General features: G+C 53.1%; 10 protein-coding genes. 2 read left to right on the top strand and 8 right to left on the bottom strand.

The genetic code is table 11. The annotated features are described in order from the left end of the window. Window positions 1-13: 13 nt before the first annotated feature. The 6 genes from AC4HNJ_RS20400 to AC4HNJ_RS20375 all read right to left on the bottom strand — a co-directional run bounded on the left by AC4HNJ_RS20400 (window position 14) and on the right by AC4HNJ_RS20375 (window position 7,279). Complete coding sequence (locus AC4HNJ_RS20400) at window positions 14-628, bottom strand: peroxiredoxin (protein ID WP_490481451.1); 615 nt, start codon at window positions 626-628, stop codon at window positions 14-16. A gap of 48 nt (window positions 629-676) precedes the next feature. Continuing rightward, a complete protein-coding gene (locus tag AC4HNJ_RS20395; protein ID WP_490481450.1) occupies window positions 677-1,105 on the bottom strand; it encodes a CHRD domain-containing protein in 429 nt (142 codons plus the stop codon). A gap of 459 nt (window positions 1,106-1,564) precedes the next feature. After that, complete coding sequence (locus tag AC4HNJ_RS20390; protein WP_490481449.1) at window positions 1,565-3,019, bottom strand: GlcNAc-transferase family protein; 1,455 nt, start codon at window positions 3,017-3,019, stop codon at window positions 1,565-1,567. Between the two features lie 16 nt (window positions 3,020-3,035). Then, complete coding sequence (locus AC4HNJ_RS20385; RefSeq protein WP_490481448.1) at window positions 3,036-3,893, bottom strand: hypothetical protein; 858 nt, start codon at window positions 3,891-3,893, stop codon at window positions 3,036-3,038. Window positions 3,894-3,926: 33 nt separating this feature from the next. Beyond that, window positions 3,927-6,062 (bottom strand): hypothetical protein, encoded by a 2,136-nt coding sequence (locus AC4HNJ_RS20380; protein WP_490481447.1) that lies wholly within the window; start codon window positions 6,060-6,062, stop codon window positions 3,927-3,929. Window positions 6,063-6,421: 359 nt separating this feature from the next. Continuing rightward, window positions 6,422-7,279, bottom strand: coding sequence for a hypothetical protein (locus tag AC4HNJ_RS20375; protein WP_490481446.1), 858 nt, complete (start codon window positions 7,277-7,279; stop codon window positions 6,422-6,424). Between the two features lie 32 nt (window positions 7,280-7,311). Here AC4HNJ_RS20375 and AC4HNJ_RS20370 point away from each other — a divergent pair, with 32 nt between their 5' ends. Both AC4HNJ_RS20370 and AC4HNJ_RS20365 read left to right on the top strand, forming a co-directional pair. Further along, complete coding sequence (locus AC4HNJ_RS20370) at window positions 7,312-7,794, top strand: hypothetical protein (protein WP_490481445.1); 483 nt, start codon at window positions 7,312-7,314, stop codon at window positions 7,792-7,794. Between the two features lie 979 nt (window positions 7,795-8,773). After that, a complete protein-coding gene (locus AC4HNJ_RS20365; RefSeq protein WP_490481444.1) occupies window positions 8,774-9,913 on the top strand; it encodes a hypothetical protein in 1,140 nt (379 codons plus the stop codon). 264 nt (window positions 9,914-10,177) lie between these two features. Here the strand turns inward: AC4HNJ_RS20365 and AC4HNJ_RS20360 are convergent, their stop codons facing one another. Together AC4HNJ_RS20360 and AC4HNJ_RS20355 are read right to left on the bottom strand one after the other, a co-directional pair. Next, complete coding sequence (locus tag AC4HNJ_RS20360; protein WP_490481443.1) at window positions 10,178-11,968, bottom strand: hypothetical protein; 1,791 nt, start codon at window positions 11,966-11,968, stop codon at window positions 10,178-10,180. Next, window positions 11,946-12,167, bottom strand: a 222-nt coding sequence (locus tag AC4HNJ_RS20355; RefSeq protein WP_490481442.1) for a hypothetical protein, incomplete at its 5' end; no start/stop codon positions are given. The genes AC4HNJ_RS20355 and AC4HNJ_RS20360, both read right to left, overlap by 23 nt.

The following is a 12,167-nucleotide window of genomic DNA, read 5'->3' as shown; positions in this document are numbered from 1 at the left end:
CGCCCCACCTGACTTAAGGCGCCTTGCCAGCCTGTATACGCTGCACGATCGCCAGCGATTGTTTCACATGATCCTGCGGATGAAGGTGGTCAGCTTCCGAGGAGAGCGTGGCGACGATTTTTCCATGACGATCGATGACAAACGTCGTACGTGGAATGAAGCCATGATGGATAGCCACGCCGCGTACGTCGGTCATGCCGGGCTGGGCCGCCATGGTCTTCAGGTCGTAGGACGCCGCAATGCTGCCGGTGGCATCGGAGGCTACGGGGAACTTGCCCGCGCAATAGTTCGGATCGGATGAAAAGGTATTGAGTCGATCGATGCTGTCTGCGGATACGCCAATGATGGTGGCGCCAGCCGCATCGAACTTCGCTTTTTCCGTTGCAAAAGTGTGGGCCTCAATATCGCATCCGCCGGTGTAGGCGGATGGATAGAAATACACCACCACCGGCCCTTTCTTGAGCGCCTGCTTGAGGGAGAAGGTGAAATCCTTGCCGGCCAGGCTGGCTTCGGCCGTAAAAGCAGGCGCGGCTGCACCCGGCTTGAGTGCGGCCAAAGCCGGCATGGCAACGCACAGGGTCGCCGCCACCACAGCTGCCGCAACCGACCCTTTAAGACGCTTTTTCATTCCTGCAATCCTCTCTGACGATAGGCGTCGGCATACTGCGCCAACGAGTTAGGGTTTGACGATCATCTGCGCACGGGCCTCTCCCTTCGGATAAGCCTTGGTGTGCAAATTGACGTAAGTGAGATTGTCCAGCAGCGCCTTCTCCGTTTTGGCACTCACCGTTACCGTCTGGGACATGCCGCTGTGATAAGGACCCTTGATGGGCTGCAAGATGCCAGCGTTGACGCCGGGTTTGGCAGGGCCATGAAAGTGCGCGTTCACGACTGGTCCGCTGAGCCCATCGTAATCAATGGTGTAGTTGAGTTGGTGCGTGTCGGTGTCCAGGGTCGCCGTCACGTTACCGGTCGGATGGGTTGTTGCAGCACCTTCGGCCGCAAATTGGCCGGTCAGCGTGACGCTCTTGGCCCAAGTGATGCTGGTGCACGCCATCGATAGCGATACGGCCAGCGGCAATAGTTTCCACAGTGCTTTGCTCATCGTTGAATCCTCCGATTGAGGGGAACCAAGCCCCACTATCTTCCGCTCTTATCCCTGCCAGGGCAAAAGCGGCTACATGGCCGCCCCTAAGCCTCCAAGGAGCCTATCGCCAAACCATCACAGGATTAGCCATGGACCATGAGTTGCCTCAATGGATCCTGCGTGAGTGACGGCTACGGTGGCAAATGTTGCATCGATAGAGAGAAAAACAGGCAATAGATGCCATCCGTTCAGTATTTTGCCGTTCGATGCGGAAACTAGCCACGTTTTCCCAACATAGCTTTCTGCTTCTGTCGCCCTTCCCTGATCTCACTCCCCACATCACTGGAGGTTTCCGCGGAATCACGTACCGGTTGCCGAAACGCTCGGGAAGGCCGCTCCGCTTGCAACCATGCTCGTCAACATAGAGGATCGTGCTCAACCCTTGCAGGGCCACCACGCCAAGAGCGCAAACAGACCCTAGGGGAATACACGCTCGCCCGTAGCAATAAGCTGCCCTGCTTCATCGAACAATTCGGCGATATAGCGTTGGGGAAGCTGCTCAAATTCAGACTGGAAAGCAACGGCGCCACTCAGCCAGCTATCGTCACGGCAATGAGCAAGCTCCTCCCCCTCCCATTTTTTTTCATGCAGCAATACGCCATCGCCTGCATAAACACTGACGTGGGCCGTTTTGGCCTCAAGCAGCAATGGTTCACTGATGGGCGCTGCCGCTACAGGCTTGAAGTCATTCTTATGCAGACAGATGTGGACTTCGTTGGCGCGTAGCAGGGTCGCTTTCCAGGCTTCCTCAGACTCAGGACGACGCGCGTGACGGTCGGGAAGCTGGTGCTCCAACGTGGCACGCTGCACGCCACGATAGGCAAAGCTGATGCCTGCGTAGGCTTCATAATCGGCCAGGGTACGCTCGGTACCAAAACCGTATTTACCCATATCATCGGCCTGGGCAACCGTACCATCGATACCGAACAGTTCGCAGTTTCGCTTCATGGCACCATTGTCGAGGTCGGCCCAGTCCTGCGCGATGGCACCGCTTTGCTTAGCCTTACCATCATGGTCTTGCCACATCCTCGGGCGCTGGCGACCGGAGTAATCGTGCCACGCCAATGGCCGATGAGGATGATAGAGATCATATCCGTGCGTAAAGGCGCGCGCAGCGATAGAGATCTCCTCGCCATTGAAAAAATATGTCGGATCATGCTGTACCCTTTCGGCAAAGTGTCCATCCGCAAAGGCAAAGTGTGCGCTATAGAAGCGCGCAGGAACCGGACGGCTACGATTTTCCCAGTCTGGAAGATCCGTGTTGACGAACAGCACCACGCCTTGCTTCGAGAAACGATGAAAAGTCATGATGCCCGGCACAGTTGAATGATGTGTATCAGGATGGTCGGGATCGTAGAAAGGCAAGTATGTGGTGAGTAGTGGTTTAGGGCTTTCATCGCGCAAGGATTCGAGCATGGCGATGACGGCCTCATCCCATCCGAGAATAAAACGATGATGCGAATCCAGCTGCAGGGTATAGCGCTCCCCTCCATAGCGCTGCTGCAACAGATGACGTGCCCAGCAGACGCCGCGAGTCTTCATATATGGAACATCGATCAGCTCTATCCTGGTTGCACGGTACACGAGGTGATGAACGGTCCATTCGCTCCACGACTCGACGTGCAATGGGACAAAACCCTTGCTCCAGAAATCCTCAAGCGTTTCGTCGGGCCCATGCTGCCAGCACACCACAGCTCGCAGAGATCCCGGTTGTGCGGCCTTATCGGACAAATCAAGCAGGGTAGGAATCAGCTCGGGGTCGCGGTAGCTAGCCACCTGCACAAAGATCGAATTATCTGGCATGTCCATGCTTGCGGCCTCTGCTCGTTTTAGTGGCAAAAAAAGGCCCCGTTTCTCGGCGATTCGGGGCAAGACGCATCACTTTCCATCAACTGGCCTTTCGGACCTGATAATCATCCAGCCAGGCCCCAATCAAGTCATAAAATAGATTGGATTCAAATAATTCGCGGTTGACGGAAGGAAAAAAACGCTTGTCAAAACGCTTGTCGACAGAATAATGGCCAGAATAATGTTGGGCCGACAACTGATTGATACCTGGCACGTAGCAATCGTCACGAGCAACCATTGATACCCTCGCCTTTTCGCAAGCCGCTTGCAACGCGTACATGCCTGCCCACCAGAGAATATGGTCCGGATAGGGCTGTTTCAGAATATCTACGTGAACAGCGATCCATTCCGGCAAGATGCGCTTGAATGTGGATACGCGACCTACAATCGGTACAAAACCACCGTTGTAATAGAGGCCGCCATTCTCAAAATAACGCTCGATAACGTACTTGTTCGTGGAAAGGCTGAGCAAATGCCAGTCTTCATAAATCGTGGACACCAGTAGCTGTCCGTCATCGACCGTATCGATCGGGCACGGACGAAAATGAAGCATGTCACAATCCGTCAGCTCAATGACCTGGTCATCCTGGAACGAAGAAAGAATCTGCAGCAAGCCAAGCTGGATATTCAGCGGCACCGACATTCGCCTGGCGTGGTCGTGAAGATCCTGGATGCCCGGCCAATCGTAAACCGAGTAACACACCGTATGCGGCACATCGATGGGCCATGGCATGGCACGGATGCGTGAGGCATCCGGACGATTGCAGTTCACCAGAATCGCATGGGCCCTGGAAGCGGCTTCCACGCCATACATTTCTTTATGGCAAAACCAGAACAAGTCCAGTTGCCAACGAAACAACTCATCATGTGCGGCGACAGGAATCGTAATGATGGTCATGGAAATCGTGCCCAGTGAAATGACCGCTTGCAATCATGATTCTCTCAGAAGAGTGCCTGACAGCGTGATAGTGAACGGTGCTATTGCCCCATCCGGGCCCTTGACGGTGAATTGTATCGGAACCGGGCGATTCGGCGGCGGAAAGGAATGGCTCTTGTACGAAACATGGAATTTAAAAATTCCATCTTCATTCGTCTCCACGGTGCCTGGATAAACCCACGGAGACGGAGGGCCGTCAATCGTACATGTATAAGGGTAAACCCCTTTTCCGGTGCTCTTATACTGCAGCCCTCCATCGACGTCGGTATCAGTCGTGTAGTTATTGAAGTAAGCCGCCTCTGGGGTAGCCCAAAAAGTGTAAGGCGATGATGGTGTCGGTGTCGGTGTTGGCGTTGGCGTTGGCGTTGGCGTTGGCGTTGGCGTCGGCGTCGGCGTTGGCGTTGGCGTTGGCGTTGGCGTTGGCGTTGGCGTTGGCGTTGGCGTTGGCGTTGGCGTTGGCGTCGGCGTCGGCGTCGGCGTCGGCGTCGGCGTCGGCGTCGGCGTCGGCGTCGGCGTCGGCGTCGGCGTCGGCGTTGGCGTCGGCGTCGGCGTTGGCGTTGGCGTTGGCGTTGGCGTTGGCGTTGGCGTTGGCGTTGGCGTTGGCGTTGGCGTCGGCGTCGGCGTTGGCGTTGGCGTTGGTGTTGGTGTTGGTGTTGGTGTTGGTGCGCCAGGCTTCCCAAGATAGAACTGGGTCAATGGATCATTAGGATCTTTTGTTGATGCCTGGACCCAGTAGTCTCCACCATAATAAGTAACCTTGTAATAATTGCCAGATTGATTGTGAAAAAGCCTTACCGTGCTCTCATAATCTCCACTTCCCTTAATCACCTCCATATGTATGGAAGCGTTAGGATCACTGCCAGACAGAAGACTCGCGCACATTACATTCGTATATGGAATGTAATCGTTCGCCGGCCCGTTAAGGGCTCCAACAAAAAAACTATTATCTGCCTTTAAAGCAATGTTTCCATTACCGGCATCGTTGACCTGAAAGACGATCTTCTTGCCTCCGTTGTCGTCGACAACGACTACACTTTTTAATCCTTCTGAATCTATGTATCCCTGCAAGAAATAGCCTTCAAGCGGTACCGACCGCAGCGTAACTGATGTCGGTGTCGGTGTCGGTGTCGGTGTCGGTGTCGGTGTCGGTGTCGGTGTCGGTGTCGGTGTCGGTGTCGGTGTCGGTGTCGGTGTCGGTGTTGGTGTTGGTGTAGCGCCCGGCTTCCCAATATGGAACTGGGTAGAAACGTCATCAGGGTCGGTCGTTATAGCTTGGACACAGTACCCGCCTTGATATGAGACAACCTTGTAATAATTGCCTGATTTTTCATGAAAAAGCCTTACGATACTTCCATAACCGCCATCTCCACTGATGACATCAACGCGCACGGAAGCATTCGGATCACCACCCCAACTCACGTCCGCGCACATGACATTGTTATAAATGATGCCTTCAAGCCCATCAAAAGCACCTATAAATTGTTCATTGCTTGCCTTCAAGGCAATCTTTCCGCCACCGGCATCATTGACTTGGAAAACGTCATCTGTGCCACCGATGAGATTGTCAACGGCTATGACATTGCTTAAACCAAACCTGGATGCATAACCATGCAGATCCAGTTGCGTAGGCACTGACTGAAGCGTAATGAACGGCGGTATTGGCGTTGGCGTTGGCGTTGGCGTTGGTGTCGGTGTCGGCGACGTGAAGGTGAATTCCAGACTATTGAAAACGTTATAGGTGTCCGCCTGTCCGTAGAGCCATACATGTTCCGCCATGCTATCGACAAAAGACGCCTCACGGTCACCCATGGAATCGGTCTTGCTGTGATACGTGTTTCCGACGATGTTGCCTTTATCATCGACAAAATTGGCCGTCGTGCTCAGATAAGCATCACTGCTCGAATCGAAGGGATCCAAACCTGACTTGGTCATCAGCTTGAACGTAACCGGCGAATTATGTGGGTACTGACTGCTCTGGTCCATGACGACCAGCTCCACGGTATCTTGATAAGTGGAGTCTTTGGCACCGGAGGGATTCGGAAGCGCCTGGGCGTCATCTGCAATCCTATAAAGAACAACTTGAGGCGTGGCCTTCGAGACAGGATGGCCCGGCTTGTTGGATGACGTCACGATGCTCTACTCCCTTTCAATGGCTCGTTTGCTTTAACGCATTCGACAGAAAGACTCTAGGCATGGCCTATCATCCCTCCTATGATTGCTTATCCTAGCCACCTGGTAATCGCCGCCATATATTCAAATGTGGGATTAAAAATCCCCTGTCCTAGGCATAAGACGCATACTTCCATCAAGACCTTAATCTTGACGCTCACTCCGCACCATTCATCCCAGGCCAAACCGCGAAGCAACGCGACTCAGCCCAAACGGCTTCCAGAAAACCCGGCACGCCTCGATCAACCTTCCGCCCCTCTCCCTCATGCCGGGAGAAGGGGCGACATGGACTGCAACACCGCGCACATACCAAGCGCGAGCTATGAGTTCTCCAAGACAGCCTGCAGATAAAATTTTGCGTAAGGGTCTGCGGAATCGTTCGTGACTGCCTCGATGGCATATTGTGTAACGGACATCATGCCTAATGTCGTCACAAATCCAACCAGCTTATAGTAATAACCCGATGCCTTGTCCAAAAGCCTCACCGAACCGTCATTATCACCAGTCGGCTCGATGGTTATAACTGCATTTGGCGCATTGCGATTAGCCCGCATGGCGCGATTAAAACTATTTCCGCTTATCGTGAACGTATCAGGCCCAACGTAAAAGTTATTGCTGGCCTTGAGTGCGATATCTCCTCCCGAAATTTTTCCGGAAAGATAAGTCACATCAAAAACGCCGCCGCCTGATCCATAAGCAAGAATCTCATTGTCAAAACCTACAAGGCCCTGCACCACCAAGGCGAGAAAACGGCCGTTTTCCGCGGACTGGATCAGTATCTTCGCAGGGTTTGGCGCCGGTGAAGGGGCTGGAGCGGACTGAACATAGAACAGGGTAGAAGCATCAGCGGCATCCCTGGTTGTCGCTTCCACGCTAAACAGGTGCGATTGTTGAAGCGGACTCGGAAAGACAGTTTTGTAATAATTTCCGGATATTTCATCCAGCAACCTGACCGCGTTGCCACTGGCTTTTTCCATCCTTATCCGTGCATTCCCCTGGCTGACAAGATTGGCACACATAGCGTTGTCAGGCCCGGTTGGGCCAACGAAGAGCGCATTGCTTGCCTGCAAGGTGATCTCGTCTTGCGAAACAAAACGCATACCGAATGTGCACCGTTCGCCTAGCACACCGTAATTGGCACATATCAAGTTGTCAGAGGCCGACAAACCCAAATACATACCGTCTCCAACATTCGACTTTAACCACACCCATGTCGGCGCTGGCGTTGGCGTTGGCGTTGGCGCTGGCGTCGGCGTCGGCGTCGGCGTTGGCGTTGGCGTCGGCGTTGGCGTTGGCGTCGGCGTTGGCGTTGGCGTTGGCGTTGGCGTTGGCGTCGGCGTTGGCGTTGGCGTTGGCGTTGGCGTCGGCGTCGGCGTTGGCGTCGGCGTCGGCGTCGGCGTCGGCGTCGGCGTCGGCGTCGGCGTTGGCGTTGGCGTCGGCGTTGGCGTTGGCGTTGGCGTCGGCGTTGGCGTTGGCGTCGGCGTCGGCGTCGGCGTCGGCGTTGGCGTTGGCGTCGGCGTCGGCGTCGGCGTTGGCGTTGGCGTTGGCGTTGGCGTTGGCGTTGGCGTTGGCGTTGGCGTTGGCGTTGGCGTTGGCGTTGGCGTCGGCGTCGGTGTCGGCGTCGGCGTCGGCGTTGGCGTTGGCGTTGGCGTTGGCGTTGGCGTTGGCGTTGGCGTCGGCGTTGGCGACGTAAAGGTGAATTTCCGGCTGGCGAAGATGTCATAAGCACTCGCCTGGCCATACACCCACACGTCTTCCGCCACACTATCAACGAAATTTGCGTCAATTTCGCCCATGGTCTGCGTACTGGTCTGGTACGTGCTCGCGCCAGTATCGATGAAATAGGCCGTCTTGCTCAGGTATTCGCTGCCGGCCGTAAAAGGATCCAGGCCTGACTTGGTCATCAGCTTCAACGTAACCTGCGAGCCCGGCGGATACTGGCTATTCTGGTCCATGACGACCAGCTCTACGACATTCTGATAGGTGGGGTCTCCTGCATCAGAACGATCTGGAAGCGCGGGAGCATCATCTTTAAGAGGATAAAGCTGAATTCGAGGTGCGGCCTTGGAAGCAGGATAACCTGGCTTATTGGAAGACGTCACGATGCTCTACTCCCTTCCACGCTTTCTTGCGCGTTAGCGCAATCGAAAAACCCTGGGACGAATAGGCGATAGCCCAACTCCCCTCCAAAATGCCTGCTTAGCCTAATTGCAAACACTCGCCGTCATATGCTCAATTTTGGTATCAAAAATCCCGTCAACTGCACATATGACGCGTGCTTCAAGCCGTACTCGCCGGCAAGCAAGATGATGGCTTGATCAAGAGCACGAGCATGAAGCGATCAAAGCCGTATTAGTCCATGACTGCTCGCAGTTGCAGCAAGATATAGGGTGACCTGATCAGTCCAGGTATTCAGCCACAAGCATGGGATGCTTCCCGCTTGCATTGAAGGTGTCCGTCAGGAGAGGCGGGGCCGCAGCCATCCGTCTGGCGAAGTTTAAAAAAGTTTGTCTGTCGCCCGGTACGGTACGCAAGCATGGCCGTTGGCGGCTACGTCGCGGCAGCCTGGGCGATGACATGTGGCTTTTTGATAATTAGAAATCAGACGAATCACCTTGATCGCGGGGATCGCCCATTCAAACATGGCTACTCACAATCGTAATGAGTATCCCATGCTCCGCAACTTTGAACTTGGACGTAACTCCGCCGGGAAGGCATGCGCTGGCATTGCCCTTGTCATGATGACACAGGCTATCGTTGCATCGTCCAGAAAAAGACCAAAGCACGCCAAATGGAAGCTCTCGTTTTTGCTTGGTGCAATGATGGCCAGTTCTTTTTCGAGTCGTTCCGCCACGCCTTTAGCCCGCACCACGGATCACATGGAAGATATGTACCGCATGGCCTGGCGTGAAGAGATGACGCGGATTCATCCACCCGGTATAGGGTGCTTTCATGCAACGTATCCGAGCACAATCTTCGAACGTACATCCTGTCAAACGGCCTCGCCACACTCGTTCTCCCTGCCGCCGAAAACCCTGCAGGACACATCAAAAACGGTGGGTAACAGACAAGATTATGCACTGGGCGTTCCGCTCAGCTCCGACGGCAACTCCAATGCGATTTCCGCCGTGTCCGGCTCTTTCCCGTCAGCGAAAATTGCTGGCAATGGCCCTGATCAGTATTCGTTGCAAATCAACACCAACAGTGATTCCTCCACAGCGGCCTGTGATGGCGGAAGCTTGTGCAAAGTGTGGCAGCAATTCATATATGCGACGGATTATCCGCCCGGCAGCCATTCGGGAGCTGGCCTGTTCATGGAATACTGGCTAAACACCTATTCCCTTTTAGGACGCTGTCCAGACGGATGGAATCATGGCGCTGACTTCTCTTGCTTCAAGGACAGCCCAGTAACCGCCGTGCCGTACATTCCGGCCGCCGATCTGGCCGATGTGCATCTCATTGCCACAGCGCAGGGAAATGAAGATGATGCTGTGATGCTTTTCTACAGAGACGATGTATACGCTTCCTACAACGACGACAGCGTTCTTGACCTTTCTCAAATATGGAAGGAAGCAGAATTCAATATTTTTGGGAATGGCGCAAGGTCGCCACTGGCAAATTTCGATCAAGGCACGTCAATCACGGTGAAAATTGGATCTCGGTATCCTCTCTATACAAAAAGCCCACCGATCTGCCTTCCCAACATGGGAACTACTGCAGAAACCAACAATTTGAACCTTGGACCATGCGTGAGCATTTTTTCTGCAAATCCAAATTTCTACCCCTACATTCAATTCAATGAATCCAAATAATTGTCATCGAAAGTGAAGAATTATCTGTTTGGAGAAGATAAAGCGGAAACCGAGGCGCCACCCTGGAAGCAAGATAACCTGGTTTATTGGAAGACGTCACGGCGTTCCGCTCCCCTCTAAGTTTTTTCGCACGCTAGCGCAATCGAAGCATCCTTGGATGAATAAGCAATGGCCCATCCCCGACCAAGTGCACACTTAGCCCCATCTCAAACAATCGCTTCCATATGCCTGATTTGGCATAAAATATCCCATCACCCACACCATTCATGAATTAGGATTACCCACAAAGAATTGAGTAAAAGGATCATTTTTATCAGTTGTTATCGCCTGCACAATGTATGTACCGTTCGCACCAGAACTATCCACCTTAAAATAATTTCCCGTTTTATCGTGTCGAATCCTGACAACGCTTCCAAAATCACCAAATCCACTAACTATCTCGAAAGATATGGAGCTGTTTGGATCATGGAAGGCCGAATTTGCGCATATGACGTTAATCAATCCAGCAACATCAAAGGCACCCAGACATGCATTGTTTGCTGCCGCAAGTACGTTGACACCATCATTGACGGCACCATCAAACCTATAAATAACAAAGTTCCTGGCTCCAACAGGTTGATTATCAACAATGATGACGTTGTCCAGACCGCCAAGACTCGTAAAACCGCGCAAATAACCCAGCGTCGACACCGATTGCAGTGTGATTATCGTCGGAATCGGATATTCAGGCTTGCAAATATAAAAGTGAGTAAAAACATCATTTTGATCGTCTGTTAACGCCTGTACACAGTCTCCGCCATTGGCATATTGGACCACTCGGTAGTATTTTCCGGATTGAATATGGAAAAACCTTACTTTGCTACCATAGTCACCATTTCCATCAATTACCTCGACGCGCACGTGAGTATTGGGATCCGTACCGAACGAAATACTTGCGCATACTACATTTTCGTACTCTAAACCACCACCGACATTGCTGCTAAAGATACCAGCATAAGTTCCGTTACGAACCCTCAAGGCACTTGCGTTGGAAGCACTCTCTACCTGAAACACAGCAGAACCATATGTTTGCCAATACTGAAAACGATCGTCATTCACCATGTCGATGACGTTATTCAGACGAAACTCGGTTTTTCCGTTAAAACAATACTGTTTAGTTGCCACTGACTGTAAAATAAAGGTCGATTGTTTCAATGAAGGCGCTGGTGAGGGTGTTGGCGTTGGCGTTGGCGTTGGCGTCGGGGCCGGCGTTCCCGAGTAGTGAACTCGGAACGTCTCGCCGGGAACACCAGGCATAAGGGCGATGACTACCTCATTAGACAGAGGATCGACAATCGTTGAACACATGTAGCTTTTGTCTTTCTGTCCAAGCTTCAACGTTACACCGATAGGATCATAGTCAAGGACGTCCAGGTCTATTGGTAAAGGACCGCCATATGTCAATGCCCAATAGTCAACTGAAATCACCGTTGGCTGCGTTTCCCATACGTTTCTTTGCAGCGTCTTTAACCGCACCTTGTTCGGTGAAACGACTTCCATATAGAACCACGTCAGGTTCTCGTCCTTGATTTTGTCAGTGAAAGTAACGGAGTTCTTGAGAAGCAAACTAGTGCTATGTCCATACCAATAATAGTTATTGTAAATACCTCCCGTTTGGTACAGCTGAACCAAACCGCTGGTAAGTGGTGTTGGTGTTGGTGTTGGTGTTGGTGTTGGTGTTGGTGTTGGTGAGAACACCGGAGTGACCTGTTTCGGAATGGTGGTCACGTGCGGAATAGGGAAACGCGTGACGGCATCTATCACCCATGCTTTCACACTCACCTGCTCCGCTCTGGTATCAACCACCGAAGCTTTTGCACTACCTTCCACTATCGGAAGATAGTCAACATCGCTACCGCTGTGCAGGAAATAGGCCGATCCACCCACAGTAAATTCTACATACCAGGGGGTATCGAGAACCAAATTACTTCCCTCGTATAGCGTGCCAGTGACTGTATGCGCGCTCTTGCCATCTGCTGGCACAGTTTGATTGTTATCCTGACTCAGCAACAACACGTATGGTGCTGGTGCTGGTGTCGGTGTCGGCGTCGGCGTTGGCGTCGGCGTCGGCGTCGGCGTTGGCGTTGGCGTTGGCGTTGGCGTCGGCGTCGGCGTTGGCGTTGGCGTTGGCGTTGGCGTTGGCGTTGGCGTTGGCGTTGGCGTTGGCGTTGGCGTTGGCGTTGGCGTTGGCGTTGGCGTTGGCGTTGGCGTTGGC

It is taken from the genome of Dyella sp. SYSU CM1112, from assembly GCF_058216415.1.
The sequence above is the reverse complement of the archived record's forward strand: the minus strand, read 5'-3'. Positions and strand labels throughout refer to the sequence as shown.